Origin of the sequence: Natronosporangium hydrolyticum (genome assembly GCF_016925615.1) — a bacterium.
Lineage (GTDB): Bacteria > Actinomycetota > Actinomycetes > Mycobacteriales > Micromonosporaceae > Natronosporangium > Natronosporangium hydrolyticum.
Window position 1 is genome coordinate 1,965,717 of the sequence record NZ_CP070499.1, and the last position, 17,034, is coordinate 1,982,750.

20 protein-coding genes are annotated in these 17,034 nt (G+C 70.8%); all 20 read left to right on the forward strand.

Annotation, left to right across the window (positions count from 1 at the left end; genetic code table 11):
* The first annotated feature begins 126 nt into the window (after positions 1-126).
* A complete protein-coding gene (gene murC / locus JQS43_RS08770; RefSeq protein WP_239678561.1) occupies positions 127-1,542 on the forward strand; it encodes a UDP-N-acetylmuramate--L-alanine ligase in 1,416 nt (471 codons plus the stop codon).
* A 3-nt stretch (positions 1,543-1,545) separates the two neighbouring features.
* Positions 1,546-2,319, forward strand: a complete 774-nt coding sequence (locus JQS43_RS08775) for a cell division protein FtsQ/DivIB (protein WP_239678562.1) — start codon at positions 1,546-1,548, stop codon at positions 2,317-2,319.
* Positions 2,320-2,463: 144 nt separating this feature from the next.
* On the forward strand, positions 2,464-3,567 hold the full coding sequence (ftsZ, locus tag JQS43_RS08780; protein WP_239678563.1) for a cell division protein FtsZ: 1,104 nt from the start codon (positions 2,464-2,466) through the stop codon (positions 3,565-3,567).
* Positions 3,564-4,301 (forward strand): YggS family pyridoxal phosphate-dependent enzyme, encoded by a 738-nt coding sequence (locus tag JQS43_RS08785; protein ID WP_239678564.1) that lies wholly within the window; start codon positions 3,564-3,566, stop codon positions 4,299-4,301. Before ftsZ ends, JQS43_RS08785 begins: the two co-directional genes overlap by 4 nt.
* A gap of 78 nt (positions 4,302-4,379) precedes the next feature.
* Positions 4,380-5,096: a cell division protein SepF gene (locus JQS43_RS08790; RefSeq protein WP_239678565.1), complete on the forward strand. Its 717-nt coding sequence runs from the start codon at positions 4,380-4,382 to the stop codon at positions 5,094-5,096.
* Between the two features lie 51 nt (positions 5,097-5,147).
* On the forward strand, positions 5,148-5,450 hold the full coding sequence (locus JQS43_RS08795) for a YggT family protein (RefSeq protein WP_239679370.1): 303 nt from the start codon (positions 5,148-5,150) through the stop codon (positions 5,448-5,450).
* Positions 5,451-5,498: 48 nt separating this feature from the next.
* Complete coding sequence (locus tag JQS43_RS08800; protein WP_239678566.1) at positions 5,499-6,257, forward strand: DivIVA domain-containing protein; 759 nt, start codon at positions 5,499-5,501, stop codon at positions 6,255-6,257.
* Between the two features lie 100 nt (positions 6,258-6,357).
* Positions 6,358-6,987 carry a hypothetical protein gene (locus JQS43_RS08805; protein ID WP_239678567.1) on the forward strand — a complete coding sequence of 210 codons (630 nt, stop codon included), beginning with the start codon at positions 6,358-6,360 and terminating at the stop codon, positions 6,985-6,987.
* Positions 6,988-7,032: 45 nt separating this feature from the next.
* Entirely contained in the window at positions 7,033-7,335 is a 303-nt protein-coding gene (locus tag JQS43_RS08810; RefSeq protein WP_275581057.1) for a DUF167 domain-containing protein, read from the forward strand.
* Positions 7,332-8,828, forward strand: coding sequence for a potassium/proton antiporter (locus tag JQS43_RS08815; RefSeq protein WP_239678568.1), 1,497 nt, complete (start codon positions 7,332-7,334; stop codon positions 8,826-8,828). Before JQS43_RS08810 ends, JQS43_RS08815 begins: the two co-directional genes overlap by 4 nt.
* A gap of 369 nt (positions 8,829-9,197) precedes the next feature.
* Positions 9,198-9,536, forward strand: a complete 339-nt coding sequence (locus tag JQS43_RS08820) for a TraR/DksA family transcriptional regulator (RefSeq protein ID WP_420847689.1) — start codon at positions 9,198-9,200, stop codon at positions 9,534-9,536.
* A 68-nt stretch (positions 9,537-9,604) separates the two neighbouring features.
* Positions 9,605-10,123 carry a signal peptidase II gene (gene lspA / locus JQS43_RS08825; RefSeq protein ID WP_239678569.1) on the forward strand — a complete coding sequence of 173 codons (519 nt, stop codon included), beginning with the start codon at positions 9,605-9,607 and terminating at the stop codon, positions 10,121-10,123.
* Positions 10,120-11,052: an RluA family pseudouridine synthase gene (locus tag JQS43_RS08830; RefSeq protein ID WP_239678570.1), complete on the forward strand. Its 933-nt coding sequence runs from the start codon at positions 10,120-10,122 to the stop codon at positions 11,050-11,052. Before lspA ends, JQS43_RS08830 begins: the two co-directional genes overlap by 4 nt.
* A gap of 90 nt (positions 11,053-11,142) precedes the next feature.
* Positions 11,143-12,342: a MinD/ParA family ATP-binding protein gene (locus tag JQS43_RS08835; protein WP_239678571.1), complete on the forward strand. Its 1,200-nt coding sequence runs from the start codon at positions 11,143-11,145 to the stop codon at positions 12,340-12,342.
* A 61-nt stretch (positions 12,343-12,403) separates the two neighbouring features.
* Entirely contained in the window at positions 12,404-13,150 is a 747-nt protein-coding gene (locus JQS43_RS08840; RefSeq protein ID WP_239678572.1) for a DUF2567 domain-containing protein, read from the forward strand.
* A 59-nt stretch (positions 13,151-13,209) separates the two neighbouring features.
* A complete protein-coding gene (hisD, locus tag JQS43_RS08845) occupies positions 13,210-14,520 on the forward strand; it encodes a histidinol dehydrogenase (RefSeq protein WP_239678573.1) in 1,311 nt (436 codons plus the stop codon).
* 5 nt (positions 14,521-14,525) lie between these two features.
* Entirely contained in the window at positions 14,526-15,611 is a 1,086-nt protein-coding gene (locus JQS43_RS08850; RefSeq protein ID WP_420847690.1) for a histidinol-phosphate transaminase, read from the forward strand.
* Entirely contained in the window at positions 15,608-16,228 is a 621-nt protein-coding gene (gene hisB, locus JQS43_RS08855; protein WP_239678575.1) for an imidazoleglycerol-phosphate dehydratase HisB, read from the forward strand. The genes JQS43_RS08850 and hisB overlap by 4 nt, the downstream gene beginning before the upstream one ends.
* Positions 16,225-16,395, forward strand: a complete 171-nt coding sequence (locus tag JQS43_RS08860) for a hypothetical protein (RefSeq protein ID WP_239678576.1) — start codon at positions 16,225-16,227, stop codon at positions 16,393-16,395. Before hisB ends, JQS43_RS08860 begins: the two co-directional genes overlap by 4 nt.
* Complete coding sequence (hisH, locus tag JQS43_RS08865; protein WP_239678577.1) at positions 16,395-17,021, forward strand: imidazole glycerol phosphate synthase subunit HisH; 627 nt, start codon at positions 16,395-16,397, stop codon at positions 17,019-17,021. The genes JQS43_RS08860 and hisH overlap by 1 nt, the downstream gene beginning before the upstream one ends.
* The last annotated feature ends 13 nt before the right edge of the window (positions 17,022-17,034 follow it).

Below are 17,034 nucleotides of genomic sequence, written 5' to 3' on the forward strand. Positions count from 1 at the left end.
TGGTGCGGTGAGCGCGAGGACCGCAGCGAGCGGAGCGAGTGAGGACCGCAGTCGCGAACAGTGGTCTGCGGTGAGCGCGAGGACCGCAGCGAGCGGGCGTGGATCGCAGCAGACGGAGGGGGAACGGTGACGACCGCACCGGCGCAGCCTGAGGCGCTCACGGCCGAGCAGCTCGGGACCGTGCATCTGATCGGCGTGGGCGGTGTCGGCATGAGCCAGCTCGCCCGGCTGTTGTTGACCCGGGGGATCCCGGTTACCGGTAGCGAGCTGAAACAGTGGCCGGTGCTTGCCGCGCTGCGGGCGCTGGGCGGCACCATCTTCCCCGACCACGAGGTCTCCAATCTCGACGGCGCGGACACGGTGGTCTACTCCACCGCGATCCCCGCCGACCATGTGGAGTTGGTGGAGGCTCGTCGCCGCGGCCTGCGGGTGTTGCACCGCTCGGAGGCGTTGGTGGCTGCCACCAGCGGCCACCGTACGGTCGCGGTGGCGGGTACTCACGGCAAGACCACCACCACCTCGATGCTGACCGCGATTCTGCAGCATGCCGGGCGGGACCCGTCGTTCGTGATCGGCGGTGAGGTCTCCGAGAGCGGGGGCGGTGCCCATCACGGCACCGGTGAGGATTTCGTCATCGAGGCCGACGAGGCCGACGGTTCGTTTCTGCGGTACGCCCCGTACGCCGGTCTGGTGACCAATATCGACGCTGATCATCTCAATACCTATGGTGACCTTGAGGGTTTGGCCGAGGCGTTCTTCGAGTTCGGCCAGACCGTCGATCCGGCGGGGTTCGTGGTCACCTCCGCCGATCAGGAGCGTACCCGGGAGTTGACCCGGCGGCTGCGGGCCACCGGCCGCACCGTCCACACCTACGGCGAGGCCGCCGACGCGGACCTGCGAGTGGAGCAGCTGCGATCGAGCGTCGCCGGTGCGCAGTACGTCGCTTATCTGGACGGGGTCCGGGTCGGTGAGGTCTCGGTGCCGATGCCCGGTGCGCATCTGGGGCTGAACAGCGCCGCTGCCGCGTTGGTGGCGTTGCGGCTGGGCGTACCGCCGGCGGCGATCGCTGGCGGGTTGGCGGCCTTCCCCGGGGTCCGGCGTAGGTTCGAGTTGAAGGGCACCGAGGCGGGGGTCCGGGTTTATGACGAGTACGCGTACCACCCGACGTCGGTGACCTTGGCGTTGCGGACGCTCCGGGAGATCGCCGGAGCGGGCCGACTGCTCGTGGTCTTCCAGCCGTACCGGGTCTACCGGACCCGGGAGTTGCAGGCCGAGTTGGCGGCCGCGCTGGCGCTGGCCGATCAGGCGGTGGTGATGGAGGTCTTCGGCCCGGGGGAGGTTCGCCAGCCCGGCGAGGGCGGCACGTCGTTGACCGCGGCGATTGAGCTGCCGGACCCGCAGAAGGTCTTCGTGCCGGATTGGGAGGCGGTCACGGCAGAGGTAGTGGCGCGGGTGCGGCCGGGCGATGTGGTGGTGACGATGGGCGCGCCACCGATCTCGTTGCTGGGTGAGGAGCTGCTCGCCGCCTTCGCGGAGCGGTAGTCGATGAGTACCACCCCGCGGCGCTGGCGGTTGGTCCGGGCCAGTACCGACGCGGTGCCGGCGTCGGTGCGGCGGTTCTTTATGGCGCGTCGACCCCGCCGCCGGGATGCGGTGCGTCGCCGTCGATGGTGGCTCGGGTCGGGGGCGTTGCTCGGTACAGCGATGCTCGCGGGTTGGCTCCTGTGGGGAACGTCGCTGCTGGGGGTGCGTTCGGTCGAGGTGGCCGGCGCTGACCTGGTCGCTGCCGAGGAGGTGGTGGCGGTGGCCGGGGTGGATCGCCGGACGCCATTGTTGCGGGTCCGGGAGTCCGACGTCGTCGAACGGGTCGGGCAGTTGCCGGCGGTGGCGTCGGTGCAGGTGCATCGTCGGTTTCCGGACACCGTGGTGATCGAGGTGGTGGAGCGGGAGCCGGTCGCCGCGGTGTCGACCGGTGGGGAGTTCGCCTTGGTCGACGCGGAGGGGCTGCTGTTTCATGAGGTGCCGCGGGCGCCGGCGGGGTTGCCGGAGGTGGTGGTATCCGACACCGGTGACGCTGGCGAGCAGATCCGGTCGGCGCTGACGGTGCTTGCGGCGTTGGCACCGCCGTTGCGTGAACAGCTGTTGACGGTGACGGTTACCGGTCCGGTCAGTATCGAGCTGGAGCTCTCCTCAGGCTGGACGGTGATCTGGGGTGATGAGCACGATAGCGAACTCAAAGCCCGGGTGGTGGCTGCACTGCTGGACCAGGAGGGTGAGATTATCGATGTGAGCGCGCCGCAGGTGGTCAGCGTACGCTGATTCAAAAGTCCGACACGCCGGGAGCGTGGTGCCCGGCTCTGGCGGGCCCGGCGCCTACGCTGCGTGAGAAGGTTGACTTTACTGTTGGCCTCTAGTAGAGGGTGGTAGCTTGCGAGTCGCCTCGATCGAAGGGAGGGCTGACCGATGACGCATCCGCACAACTACCTCGCGGTCATCAAGGTCGTCGGCATCGGCGGTGGCGGCGTCAACGCCGTGAACCGAATGATCGAGGTGGGACTCAAGGGGGTTGAGTTCATCGCGGTCAACACCGATGCCCAGGCATTGTTGATGAGCGACGCCGACGTCAAGTTGGACGTGGGCCGGGAATTGACCCGTGGGCTGGGGGCGGGTGCTGATCCGGATGTCGGCAAGCACGCCGCCGAGGATCACCGCGACGAGATCGAGGAGGTGCTCAAGGGCGCCGACATGGTCTTCGTCACGTGCGGTGAGGGCGGCGGCACCGGTACCGGTGGCGCTCCGGTGGTGGCCAATATCGCCCGTAAACTCGGCGCGCTGACCATCGGCGTGGTGACCCGTCCGTTTTCGTTCGAGGGTAAGCGGCGCCAGGTGCAGGCGGAGACCGGCATCGACGAGCTGCGCAACCAGTGCGACACGCTGATCGTGATCCCTAACGACCGGCTGCTGGCGCTCGGGGACCGCAGCATGAGCATGATGGACGCGTTCCGGCAGGCGGATCAGGTGCTGCTCTCGGGTGTCCAGGGCATCACCGACCTGATTACCACACCGGGTCTGATCAACCTCGACTTCGCCGATGTGAAGAGCGTGATGAGCGGGGCCGGCAGTGCGTTGATGGGGATCGGCGGGGCGCGGGGCGACAGCCGGTCGGTGGAGGCGGCGGAGGCCGCCATCTCCAGTCCGTTGCTGGAGCAGAGTATGGACGGCGCCCGGGGCGTGCTGCTGTCTATCGCCGGCGGCTCGGACCTTGGGCTCTTCGAGATCAACGACGCGGCTCAGTTGGTTACCGACGCGGCCCACCCGGAAGCGAACATCATCTTCGGGGCGGTGATCGACGATGCCCTCGGCGACGAGGTCCGGGTGACGGTGATCGCCGCCGGGTTCGACGGCGGCACGCCCGCGTATAAGCCGGCGGAGCCGCGTAAGCCCGCCACGCCGCCGGAGCCGCCGACCTCGGCCCCGCCAGCGGCGCCGACCTCGCCGCCGCCGACGGCGCGTCGGGTGTTGTTCGACGACGTCGATGTGCCCGAGTTCCTCAAGAACGGATCGTGAGTACGCTCCGGGAGGATCTCGACGCGGGGGGTGACCCTCGGCTCGCCGAGTTGTCGGCGTCCCTGGCGGCGGTTCGGGAGCGGATCGCCGAGGGGGCCCGGGCGGCTGGCCGGGATCCCGCTGAGGCGACGCTGATCGCGGTCACGAAGACATATCCGGCCGCGGATGTGGTTCGGTTGGCCCGGCTCGGGGTAACCGACATTGGTGAGAATCGGGACCAGGAGGCCGCGCCGAAGGCCGCCGAGACCGCGGCCGTCGGTGCGTCGGTCCGGTGGCACTTCGTCGGGCGGTTGCAGCGCAACAAATGCCGTTCGGTGGCGCGCTACGCCGATGTCGTGCACACCGTCGACAGTGTGCGGCTCGCCGGGGCGCTCGCCGCGGCCGCCGCTACGGAGCGGGTCGAGCCGCTCGAGGTGCTGGTCCAAGTGAGCATCGACGATGATGAGTCACGGGGCGGGATTTCGCAGGCCGGGCTGCCGGCCGTAGTGGCGGCGGTGGTGACCGCCTCGTCGCTGCGGCTGCGGGGGGTGATGGCGGTGGCGCCGATGTCGTGGTCGCCGACGGAGGCGTTCGGTCAGCTTGCCGACATCGCATCCCGGTTGCGGGCGGAGCATCCGGCGGCGACCATGGTCTCTGCCGGGATGAGCGGGGACCTTGAGGCTGCGCTCGCCTGTGGAGCGACACACCTACGGATCGGCTCCGCCTTGCTCGGAAAGCGTGACAGCCTGCGGTAACCTGAGCTGGGCGGCCAAATTACACGGGTGTCATTCCGGGTTCGCGGGGGAACGGTCGCTCCGGACGGAGGGTCAGCCATGAGCGCACTGCGAAAGGCGGGGGTGTGGCTCGGTCTCATCGAGGATGAGAGCGACGCGTACGACGAGCGTGAGTTCACCCAGGCCGGCCGTGACCGTGCCCGGCCGCGGCGTACAGAGTCCGCGGCGGAGTACGACGATGACTACGGGGACGAGGACGAGGCACCGCCCTCCCGTTCGCGGGAGAGTCTGTGGCCCGCGGAGCGGGCACCAGAGCGGGCGTCTGAGCGCGCCCCCGAGCGGGCCCCGGAGCGGTCCGCTGACCGGGGTGGAGCCCGCCGACCGGAGCGGAGTGAGGAAGCTCGCAGCAACGTGCGTTCGATCACGCGGGAGTCGGCGAGCCGTGACGGCGGCGTGAGTCACCTCACCCGGGACAACCTCGCATTGGCGCCGTCACCGGTCGTGCCGAACGAGCGCGCCGCCAGCGAGGAGGAGCGGCGTTACCAGATCACGACGCTGCATCCGACCACGTACCGGGAGGCGCGCACCATCGGCGAACACTTCCGGGAAGGCACTCCGGTGATCATGAATCTCACCGAGATGGAGGAGGCCGATGCCCGCCGGCTGGTGGACTTCGGTGCCGGTCTGGCGTTTGGACTGCGCGGTACTATGGAGCGCGTGACGAACCGGGTGTTTCTGCTTTCGCCGGCAAATGTCCACGTCACCGCGGAGGACAAAGCCAAGATCGCGGAGGGTGAGTTCTTTCACCACCGGTGAGTCCGCCACCAGCTCCGCCTAATCCGAACGAGGGATGTGCCAGTGGGCTTCGTGCTTGTGCTGCAGGTGGTTTATGTCCTGCTGTACCTGTTCCTCCTCCTACTGTTCGCCCGGTTTGTGATGAGTTGGGTGCTGGCTTACTCGCGGCGGTGGCAACCCGGTCGGGGGGCGGCCGCGACGATGGAGTCCGTGTGGACCGTCACCGATCCGCCCCTCAAGGCGTTGAGGCGGGTGATCCCACCGTTGCGGATTGGTAGCGTGAGCATCGACCTCGCCGCCCTGGTGCTGCTGGTTATGCTGTTCGTGTTGTTCGCCGTGGTAGGGAGCCTGATCGCCGGCCTGAGCAGCGCTTAGGCAGGTGGCCAGCGGTCTGCGCCGCCGCACTTGACCGGAGGAGTTTCGATGCCGCTAACCCCGGCTGACGTTCACAATGTCGCCTTCAAGAAGCCGCCGATAGGCAAGCGAGGGTATGACGAGGAAGAGGTCGACGCCTTCCTGGACGAGGTCGAGCGCGAGCTTGCCCGCCTCATCGAGGAGAACAACGAACTGCGAGCCAACCTTGAGCGCGGCGGAGGCCGCGGCGCATCAGGGGGTGGAGACCCACGGCTCGCCCAGGAGAATTCCGATCTGAAGTCCCAACTGGATCGGATCCAGCGAGACAAGCAAGCCGCCGAGCAGGCGGCCCGCACCATGCAGGCGGAGCTGGAGCAGTTCCGGGCCGCTGGCGCGGAGGCGGTCGGCCCGGACGGCGAACAGCAGGCGTTGCGGGTGCTGATGATGGCCCAGCGCACCGCCGACGACCACGTCTCGGACGCCCGCCGGGAGGCCGACAAGGTGCTCTCGGAGGCTCGCAGCAAGGCCGAAGAGCTGACCCGCGAGGCCCGCAGCAAGGCGGAGGCGCTGGAGCGGGACGCGCGACAGCGGCACCAGGAGGCGATGGGCGGGCTGGACGCGAAACGCTCCGCACTGCAGAAGCACATCGAGGAGCTGAAGCAGTTCGAGCGGGAGTACCGGACCCGGTTGAAGGCGTACCTGGAGAGCCAGCTTCGGGATCTCGAGGGTCGTGGCCAGGGCCTGGAGGTCGAGATGAACCGCACGGAAGGCAACCGGTCCGGCGGTGCGCTCGCGGGTGCGGGCGCGTACGGGCATGAGGGTCACTAGCAACCGGCCAAGCCCGCAACGACGCCCCCCAGCCCGCTGCGCCCCTCCTCGCCGCCGCAGTCGATGCTGGACCACCCCCAGGTACTGGGAGTGATGTGCCGTGATCGTCGCAAGTCTCCTGCTGATCGCGGGAGCCGCCACGTTGCTCGTGCTCGGGCTGTGGCAATCGTCGAGCGTGCTGCTGAGCGGCTCGATCGCCGCCAGTCTGCTGGCGGCGGTGACGCTGGTGGTGGGGGCCCGGCGGGCGGCTGACGCGCCGACCGCCGCGGCCCGCCACGGGTCTGCTGCGGCGACTACCGCGCCGATGGCCCGGGTGGCCGACGCGCCACCGGCCTTGCCCGACCCGGCGCCAGTCGCCGCAGCCGGGTCCACCGTCGCCATCCCCAGCCAGATGCTCGGTGGCCCGCCGACCGCCGCCGCCGGCCCCGAGTCGCCGCCTTCGGCTCCGAGCGGTGACCTGCCCGAGGCGGCGGAGGTCGATGACGAGGAGCCGTCGGATGAGCCGGCGCCGCAGCAGGTGTCCGCGGCCGACGCCGCTCGGGTGAGTCGGATGCACACCGACGTTCTCGTGGTGGACGGCCGACCCCGCTACCATCTGCCGGGCTGCGTCCACCTGATGGCCCGGGAGAGCGAGCCGTTGCCGGTCGCCGAGGCGATGGAGCTTGGCTTCACCCCGTGCGGTCTTTGTGAGCCGGACAGCGCGTTGTTGGCGGATGCTCGCCGGGTCTGACCGGTCGCGATCGGGTGCTGACCTTGCGCACGGCAGAATGGGTACGTGTCTGACGAGGTGACGGTGGCGGTGCGGGTCAAACCCGGCGCCTCGCGTGCCATGGTGGGCGGTCATCACTCCGGGCCGTTCGGTGCGGCGCTGGTGATCTCGGTCGCCGCACCGGCGGTAGACGGCCGGGCGACCGAGGCCGCCCGTAGGGCACTAGCAGCCGCGCTCAAGGTACGCCGGAGTGCGGTGGTGCTGCGCCGGGGCGCCGCTAGCCGCGACAAACTGTTCGCGGTCACCTCGCCGGGCGATGACGGATTGGCCTCCCGGATCGCAGAGCTGCGCGACAGTGGTGCCCGGTGACCTACGAACTGGTCCTGGCGCTGCTGATCGGCGCCGTCGTCCTGCTGATCTCGGTGGCGGTGATGCGGCTGTCGAATCGGTTGGGCCTACCAGTGCTGCTGATCTACCTGGCGATCGGAGTCGGGCTGGGCGAGGCCGGGCTTGGGCTGCAGTTCGAGGATGCCGAGCTGACCCGCAACCTGGGGCTGTTGGCGCTGGTGGTGATCATCGCTGAGGGTGGGCTGACCGTACGCTGGTCGGCGCTGCGGCCGGTGGCCGCCCGAGCCGCGGTGCTCTCCACTATCGGGGTGCTGACCAGCATCCTGGTCGTCGGTTTCGCCCTGCACTGGTTGCTCGGGATGCGGCTGGAGTTGGCTCTGCTCTACGGGGCGGTGCTCTCTTCCACCGACGCGGCGGCGGTCTTCGCTACTCTCCGGCGGCTGAAGCTGCGCCCGCGGGTGGCGGCGACGCTGGAGGCGGAGTCGGGCAGCAACGACCCGGCCGCGGTGATCGCGGTCATGCTGCTGTCGACAGCCGCGTTCACCACCTGGTGGCAGGAGGGTTTCTCGGTCCTCTACCAATTCGTCGTCGGTGGCCTGATCGGCGCGGTGGCCGGGCTGGTGGGCGCGGCGGTGTTGCGCCGTGCGGCATTACCAGCGGCGGGGTTGTACCCGTTGGCGGTAGTGGGATTCACCATTCTCGCCTACGCGGCGGGGACGATTGTCCAAGCATCCGGGTTCCTGGCGGTCTACGTCGCCGGGGTGATCTTGGGAAACTCCCGGCTGCCCCACCGGCAGGCGATCCTCAGCTTCGCCGAGGGTATCGCCTGGTTGGCGCAGATCGGTCTGTTCGTCATGCTGGGATTGCTGGTCTCGCCCTCGGAGCTGCCGGCTGCGTTGCCCTCGGCGATCGTGGTCGGGTTGGTGCTGGTATTTCTGGCTCGACCGGTCTCGGTCGCGGTCAGCGTGACCGGCTTCCGGGTGCGGCTGCGGGAGCAGTCCTTCCTGGCCTGGGCTGGGCTGCGGGGGGCGGTGCCGATCGTGTTGGCGACCATCCCGCTCTCGGAGCAGGTCGTCGGCGCGCAGGGGCTGTTCAACGTGGTGTTCGTGCTGGTGGTGATCTTCACCTTGGTGCAGGGGACGACGCTGCCGACGGCCGCCCGGTGGGCGCGAGTGACGGCTCCGACCGAGGCGTCGGAGTTGCCGGTCGAGACCGCGCCGTTGGACCGGCTCCACGCCGATCTGCTGGAGCTGCAGGTGCCGGCCGGGTCCCGGCTGGCTGGAGTGCACATCGACGAGCTGCGACTGCCGACCGGCGCGGCGGTGACCCTGGTGTTGCGGGAGGGCAACGGGTTCGTGCCGGGCCCGACGACCCGGATCCGGGTCGGCGACAGTCTGCTGGTGGTCGCCACCGCCGATGTGCGGGACGCGGCCGAGAAGCGACTGCGGGCGGTCAGCCGCCGCGGCCGGCTGGCCCGTTGGTTCGGCGAGGATGGCGAACTGCGAGAAGGATGAGGGTTTTAAGGGTTAAAATCCTAGTTTATCCGGGCTGATGATCGTGACATTGGTGTGGCGTAGTTGTCGGAACCCAGTACGTTCCGTATCCTTGCCACCCTATGGAGTGCGCAGCGACCCGCTGCGCGCCCATTTCCGTATCTGGGGGACGCGATGGCTGAGCGGACGAAGGAGAAGCGCCAGGCTGCTCCGGCGGCGAAGACCAAGCCCGCCTCGGAGTCGGCGGGCAGCGGCACGGCCGCGAAGCCGGCGAAGGCCGGCAGCGCGGCAAAGTCTACGGCTGCGGCGAAGTCGACTCCGGCCAAGAAGGCGCCACCAAAGAAGGCGGAAAAGCCGAAGCCGACCCGGTCGGCGGATGAGACCGAGCGGATCCGGGCGGCGTTGGCGGCCCGGCTCGACGAGCTTCGCGAGGAGTACCAACTCCACCTCGCGGAGATCGCCGAGCTGCAACGGGACCGGCTCACCGACTCTGCCGGTGACGACCAGGCCGACACCGGCAGCAAGACCTTCGAGCGCGAGCAGGAGATCTCGCTGGCGAACAGCATCCTCGAGCGCACCACCCAGGTGGAGCGCGCGCTGGAGCGGCTCGACGAGGGCAGCTACGGCTGGTGCGAGCGGTGCGGCGATGCCATTCCGGTCGAGCGGCTGGCGGCCTTCCCATCGGCGACCCGCTGCGTCACCTGTAAGCAGCTGGAGGAACGGCGCTGATAGGTCAACAGACGCCAGCCGGCGGCGAGAGCGGGGAGCAGGGCCCACCCCGCCCCCGCTCCGGTGGTTTGGGTGCGTGGCGGGCCCGGGCCTGGCTGTTCGGCCTGGCCGGAGTGTTGGTGCTGTTCGACCAGCTAACCAAACAGCTGGCCGTCAACCACCTAGCCGGGGCCGAACCGGTGCGCCTCCTCGGCGGCGCCGTCTACCTGACCTACACGACCAACACCGGCGCGGCGTTCAACCTCGGGAGCTCTTACACCTGGGTCTTCCCGATCGTCGCCTTCGCGGTGATGGCCTGGATCTCGGTCATGGCGGTCCGGCTGCGCTCCGGCGCTTGGGCGCTCGCCCTCGGGCTGGTGCTGGGCGGTGCGGTCGGCAACCTGTTCGACCGGCTGTTCCGGGAACCGGGCCCGTTCCGCGGCGCGGTGGTCGACATGGTCAGTGTCTTCGCTCCGGACGGCAGCGTCTGGCCGGTCTTCAACCTGGCCGACTCGGTGCTGGTGGTCGGCGTGATCCTGGCGATCTGGCTGGAGTTGACCGGCCGCCGGCGGGACGGCACCCGAGCCGGGGCGGAGGGGCAGTCATGAGCGCTACCCGGTCCCTGCCGGTCCCCGAAGGGCTCGACGGGATCAGGCTGGATGTCGCGGTCTCGCGGCTCTTCGGCCTGTCCCGGGCGGCGGCCGCGCAGCTGGTGGAGGCGGGCGATGCTCGGCTCGACGGCAGCGCCGGCAACAAGTCGGCGCGAGTGGCCAGCGGCGCATGGCTGGAGGTGACGCTGCCGGGACCGCCGGTGCCGACCCAGCCCGCGCCCGTGCCCGGGCTGCGGATCCTGCACAGCGACGACGACATCGTGGTGGTGGACAAACCGGTCGGGGTCGCGGTCCACGCCAGTCCGGGGTGGCGGGGCCCGACCGTGGTCGGTGGGCTGGCCGCGGCCGGTTACACCATCGCCACCAGCGGTGCCGCTGAACGCCAGGGCGTGGTGCATCGACTCGATGTCGGCACCACCGGGGTGATGGTGGTGGCGAAGAGCGAGCGAGCGTATTCGCTGCTCAAACGGGCCTTCAAAGCGCGCGAAGTGGAGAAGCGCTACCACGCGGTGGTGCAGGGGCAGCTGGACCCGCTACGTGGCACCATCGATGCCCCGATCGACCGGCATCCACACCACGACGGCCGGTGGGCGGTCGTTTCGGGGGGCCGCGAGAGCGTCACCCACTACGACACGCTGGAGGCGTTCCCGGGCACCAGCCTGGTCGACATCCAGCTGGAGACCGGCCGCACCCATCAGATCCGAGTGCACATGGCGGCGGTCCGGCATCCCTGCGTGGGTGACCTGACCTACGGCGCCGATCCCACCCTGGCGTCCCGGCTCGGGCTGGCGCGGCAGTGGCTGCATGCCCGGTCGTTGAGCTTCACCCATCCGGGTAGCAGCGAGTGGGTGACCTTCGTCAGCGACTACCCGGCGGACCTTTCGCAGGCCCTCGAAAGTCTGCGAGACGGGCCGCAGGCGCACTAGGTCCCAACGACGTGACCCGATAGCCTGTGAACCCGGAGTCACAGCCAGCCCAGGGTCTCTAGACCGCGACTACCAGCGCTGGAGGCGAGCGTGGAGCGCAGCGAGTGGGGCCAACCCGCCGAGCCGGCGCCGCGGTGGCGAGCGTTGCTCGACCGGGCGCTGCTCGGTCGCAGCGGTGAGCACCAACAGGTGCCGCGGGCTCGCGCGGGGCAGCAGGGCGGCGCGTCGGCGACCGTGGACGAGCGGCGGACCGGCTATCCGGACCACCTCCCCGATGAGCATCCCGGCTACTACCCCGATGAGCGTCCCGGCCCGCGCCGAGAGCAGTATCAGGCACCGCCGCGGCCGGGGGTCCCGCCGGGGCAGTACGCTCCGCAACCTCAGCCAGCGGTCCATCCCGGCCAGTTCCACCAGCCGGGCCAGTACCCGAACCAGCTCGATCCCGGGCAGATCGAGTGGCGGCAGGCGGCCCGGCCGGACGACTCCACCGGCTGGGCGATCGCCACCCTGCGGCGGGAGCTGGCCGGCCCGAAGGTGCTGGCGTTCGCTAACCCGAAGGGCGGGGTCCACAAGACCACCGCCACGGCGCTCGCCGCCGCCACCATCGGCAGCGTCCGGGGCCGGGGGGTGATCGCGTGGGACGACAACGAACTCCGGGGCACGCTCGGGCTGCGGGCCGGCAGCGCCCGCCACGCGCGGACCATCCGCCATCTGATCACCGACCTGGCCGAGGTGGAGGCCACCAGCGGCCTGGAGTTGGCGGACAAGGTCGACGACTACCTTCGCCACGCCTCCGACGGCACCTACGACGTGCTCGCCGGCGAGGAGAACCCCCGGTTCGCCCAGCACCTCGACCAGTACACCGTCCGGCGGGTGTTGGAGCTGTTGCGGCGTACCCACGATGTGATCTGCGTCGATACCGGTAACAATGTGGAGAGCACCAACTGGCGGACGGTGCTGCAGGCCGCAGACCAGTTGGTGGTGACGACGGTGCCGCGCGAAGATGCCGCGTTCACCGCCGATTGGATGCTCGACCTACTGGACGAGTCCGGCATGGGGCACCTGGTAGCGGGCGCGGTGACCCTGCTGTCGTGCGCGTCGCCCACTCCGCAGCCGTTGCTGGAGGATCTGCAGGCCCACTTCGCCACCCGTACCCGGGCGGTCGCGGTGGTGCCGTATGACCCGGCGCTGGAGAGCGGTTCGTCGATCGAGCCGGCGATGCTGCAGCCCGCCACCCGGCAGGCCTGGTTGCAGGCGGCCGCCACGCTGATCGACCCGCTGACCCGCTGACCCGCTGCGCGCCGGGGTGAAGGAGATCAGCGCGGATGCGTGCCCGTGAGAGGATCAATGGGTGAGTCAACCTGGGGACCCACCACCGGCCACCGACGCCTGGCCGTCGCCGCCGTCACCGCTGTCCGCATCGTTGGCTTCGACGTCGTTGCCGATGCCGGCGCCCGGGCCGATGCCCGCCGGGCGCCGACCCGTGCTCGGGTGGCTGGTCTTCGTCGCCGCCGTGGCGGTCGCCGGCTTCCCGCTCGGCCTGCTCTGGTCGCTGATCGCGCCGGATGTGCCGTTGGTGTTGGTGGAAGGCGGCCTGGCCTACGCCGAGACGCAGCCCGAACAGCAGATCGCCGCGGATGGCTGGTTTGCCATCCTCAGCGTCCCGTTCGGGGTGGCGGTCGCGGCCGCCGGCTGGCTGTTGGCGCGCCGGCAGCGGGGGAGCGCGGGGTTGGCGGCGGTCACGGTCGGAGCGGTCCTCGCGGCGCTGGCCGCCTGGTGGTTGGGGCGGCAGGTCGGGCTCGCCGGTTACGAGTCGACGCTGGCGGCGGCGGAGCCGGGTGACCAGCTCGGCCGGCCGCCGGACCTCGCGGCAGCCGAAATCGGCTGGTGGCCGCCCCGGATAACCGGTGTCCTGCTGGTGCCCGCGACCGTGGCAGCGGCGGCCTACACCCTGCTCGCGGCGTGGTCCCGATTTCCCAGCCTTCGGGGCGAGGACGAACCGGAACCGTTCGTGGGCCCGGGCGTCGTTGAGCACCCGGGCGTCGCCGAGCACCGGGGCACCGCCGAGCACCCGGGCGGTGACCCGTACCACCGGTGAGGTGACAAACTCTGGGACGCCGCCGACCTCCCTACCGGCGGCGACCTAGACTTGGCGGCGTGCTGAACCGGATCGACCTGCGTGCCGGAGGGGTGGCGGCGCTCGCCGAGCGCGACCTGCGAACCCTGCTGCCCCGCGCTGCCCTGGACGTCTCAACCGCGGTGGAGCAGATCCGCCCGATCGTCACCGCCGTCCGCGACCATGGTGCGGCGGCGGTCCGGGAGGCGACCGCCCGGCTGGACGGGGTGGAGCTGACCGAGCTGCGGGTGCCGGCGAGCGCGATCAGCGACGCGGTGGCGGCGCTCGACCCGCAGTTGCGGGCGGCGCTCGTCGAGTCGATCGGGCGGGCGAGGCTGGCCCACGCCGCCCAGCTGCCGGCTGCGGCGACCACCACGGTCGCCCCCGGCGCCACCGTCACCCAGACCTGGCGACCGGTCACCCGAGTGGGGTTGTACGCCCCCGGCGGCGCCAACACGCTGCCGTCGAGCGTGGTCATGAATGTGGTGCCGGCGCTGGTCGCCGGGGTGTCGTCGATCGCGCTGGCGAGCCCGCCGCAGCGGGGCACCGGGCTGCCCGACCAGACCATCCTCGCCGCCTGCGGGCTGCTGGAGGTCGACGAGGTGTACGCGGTGGGTGGCGCGCAGGCGGTGGCGATGTTCGCCTACGGGATTCCGGGCGAGTGTCCGCCGGTGGATGTGGTGACCGGCCCCGGCAGTGTCTACACCAACGCGGCGAAGCGGCTGGTCCGCGGCGTGGTGGGGGTGGACGCGGAGGCCGGCCCGAGTGAGGTGGCGATCCTCGCCGACGAGACCGCCGACCCGGCGCATGTGGCTGCTGACCTGATCAGCCAGGCCGAGCACGGTGAGCTCTCGGCGAGCGTGTTGATCACACCGGCCGAGTCGCTGGCCGGGCAGGTCGACCAGGAGCTGGCGCGGCGGGTGCCGGCGAGCAAGCATCAGCAGCGGATCACCGCGGCGTTGACCGGTCAGCAGTCCGGCGTGGTGCTGGTCGATGATCTCGCCGACGGGCTGCGGGTCGCCGACGCGTACGCCGCCGAGCACCTGGAGATCCAGACCCGGGATGCCCGGCAGCTCGCGGACCGGGTGCGGCATGCCGGGGCGATCTTCGTCGGGCCGCACGCGCCGGTTTCGCTCGGTGACTACTGCGCTGGCTCCAATCATGTGCTGCCCACCGATGGCTGCGCCCGGCACGCTGGCGGGCTGTCGGTGCAGACCTTCCTGCGCGCGGTGCAGGTGGTGGAGTACGACCAGCCCGCGCTGCGGGAGGTCGCTGCCCAGGTGGTGCGGTTCGCCGAGGCCGAGGATCTGCCCGCGCACGGGCAGGCGATCAGCGCGAGGTTCGAGTCGTGACCACCATCGACCGGGAGATCGACCAGCTGGTGCGGGAGGAGCTGCGCGGCCGCTCCCCGTACGGGGCGCCGCAGCTGGCGGTCCCGGTCCGGCTCAACACCAACGAAAATCCCTATCCGGTGCCGGCGCCGGTCGTCGCGCAGGTGGCCGAGGCGGTCGCTGCCGAGCTGGCCGGGCTCAACCGCTACCCCGACCGGGACGCGGTGGCGCTGCGCACCGACCTCGCCGACTACCTGGGCCACGGCCTCACCGCCGACCAGGTGTGGGCGGCGAACGGCTCCAACGAGGTGCAGCAGCAGCTGCTGCAGGTCTTCGGTGGCCCCGGCCGCACCGCCCTCGGTTTCACCCCGTCCTACTCGATGCATCCGCTGCTCGCCGCCGGCACCGGCACCACCTGGGTGGACGGCCAGCGGGGGGAGCAGTTCGACCTCACCGCCGAGGCGACGGCGGCGCAGGTGCGCGAGCACCAGCCCGCGGTGGTGTTCCTCTGCTCTCCGAACAACCCCACCGGCACCGCGCTGCCGCTGCCGGTGGTCTCCGCGGTGCTCGCCGCGGCCCCGGGGATCGTGGTGGTCGACGAGGCGTACGCCGAGTTCGCCCGGCCGGGCACCGCGAGCGCGTTGACGTTGTTGCCGGAGCACCGGCGGCTGGTCGTGACCCGGACCATGAGCAAGGCGTTCGGCTTCGCCGGTGGCCGGCTGGGCTATCTGGCCGCCGACCCGGCGGTGGTGGCGGCGGTGCAGCTGGTCCGGCTGCCGTACCACCTCTCCGCGCTGACTCAGGCGGCCGCCCGGGCGGTGCTGGCGCACGCGCCAGCCCTGCTGGCGTCGGTGACGGCGCTGAAGGAGCAGCGGGACCGGTTGGTGACCGAGCTGCGGGCGCGTGGCCTGGCGGTCGCCGACAGCGACGCCAACTTCGTGCTGTTCGGCGGGTTGGGTGAGCAGCAGCCGGTGTGGCGTGCGTTGGTCGACCGGGGGGTGCTGGTCCGCGATGTCGGCATCGCCGGCTGGCTGCGGGTGAGCGCCGGCACCCCGGCCGAGACCGATGCCTTCCTGACCGCATTGGATGACGTGTTGAAGGAGCAACGATGAGCCGGAGCGCGAGGATCGAGCGGACCACCGCGGAGACGAAGGTGAGCGTCGCGCTGGCGCTGGACGGCACCGGCCAGGCGGAGATCGCCACCGGGGTCGGTTTCTTCGACCACATGCTGCACCAGATCGCCCGGCACGGCGGCTTCGACCTGTCGGTGCACACCGACGGCGACCTGGAGATCGACGCACACCACACTGTGGAGGACACCACCCTGGCGTTGGGGGCGGCGCTGGCGGAGGCGCTCGGCGACAAGGCCGGCATCAACCGGTACGGCGACGCGGTGGTGCCGATGGACGAGGTGTTGGTGCAGGCGGCCGTGGACCTCTCCGGCCGCCCTTATGTGGTGCACGACGAGCCGCCGCTCGCCCCGTACATTGTGGGCACCGGTGCTACCTACCCGACCAGCTTGACCCGGCACATCTGGGAGTCGCTGGGGCACACCGCGAAGCTGACGCTGCACGTGTCGGTGCTGCGGGCCGCTCGCGACGGGGCCACCCCGGATCCGCACCACGTGGTGGAGGGGCAGTTCAAGGCGGTGGCCCGGGCGCTGCGGACGGCGGTGGCGCTGGACCCGCGGGGGGCCGGGACGGTCCCGAGCACCAAAGGGACGCTGTGAGCAGCTTCCTGCCGGTGCTGCTCTTCGGCATCGCCGGGGTGCTGGTCGGGGGCGCCTGGTCGCTTTACCGGCAGGGGTCGGGCAAGTTCGCGATCGGGGTGACCGTGGTGCTGGCGCTGTTGGCGCTCGCTGGCGGGATTTTGTGGCTGTGGCCGGGAGGTGACTGATGGGTGAGCCGACTGTGGTGGTGCTGGACTACGGTTCCGGCAACCTCCGGTCCGCCGAACGTGCGCTGGCGCGGGCCGGCGCGCGGGTGCGGGTCACCGACGACCTGGCTGCGGCGGAGGCCGCTGATGGGCTGGTCGTCCCGGGCGTCGGAGCGTTCGCCGCCTGTATGGCCGGCATCGACAAGCTCGGCGCGCCGCCGGTGATCGCCGCCCGGGTCGCCGCCGGCCGGCCGGTGCTCGGCATCTGCGTCGGCGCGCAGATCCTGTTCGAGTACGGCGACGAGCATGGGCAGGTCACCCCGGGGCTGGGGCTGCTGCCCGGCGGGGTCACCCGGCTCGCCGCGGCCCGGGTGCCGCATATGGGCTGGAATGAGTTGCGTGCCCCGGCTGGTTCGGTGCTCTTCGCCCAGCTGCCGCCGGGCACCCGGTGCTACTTTGTCCACTCCTACGCCGCCCGCCCCACCTCCGAGCTGGTCGCCACCGGGGCGCTGGTGAGCGTGGCCGAGCACGGCGGGCCGTTCGTCGCCGCGGTGGAGCGGGGGCCGCTGTCGGCGACCCAGTTCCACCCGGAAAAATCCAGCGACGCCGGGGCCACCCTGCTGCGCTCATGGGTAGGTACGCTGTGACCTACCGCACAGG

Coding starts and splice junctions, on each gene's coding strand:
- ftsZ (WP_239678563.1), top strand. CDS start 2,464: ATGACGCATCCGCACAACTACCTCGCGGTCATCAAGGTCGTCGGCATC.
- JQS43_RS08830 (WP_239678570.1), top strand. CDS start 10,120: ATGAGCGCTACCCGGTCCCTGCCGGTCCCCGAAGGGCTCGACGGGATC.
- hisH (WP_239678577.1), top strand. CDS start 16,395: ATGGGTGAGCCGACTGTGGTGGTGCTGGACTACGGTTCCGGCAACCTC.
- hisB (WP_239678575.1), top strand. CDS start 15,608: ATGAGCCGGAGCGCGAGGATCGAGCGGACCACCGCGGAGACGAAGGTG.
- JQS43_RS08790 (WP_239678565.1), top strand. CDS start 4,380: ATGAGCGCACTGCGAAAGGCGGGGGTGTGGCTCGGTCTCATCGAGGAT.
- JQS43_RS08775 (WP_239678562.1), top strand. CDS start 1,546: ATGAGTACCACCCCGCGGCGCTGGCGGTTGGTCCGGGCCAGTACCGAC.
- JQS43_RS08800 (WP_239678566.1), top strand. CDS start 5,499: ATGCCGCTAACCCCGGCTGACGTTCACAATGTCGCCTTCAAGAAGCCG.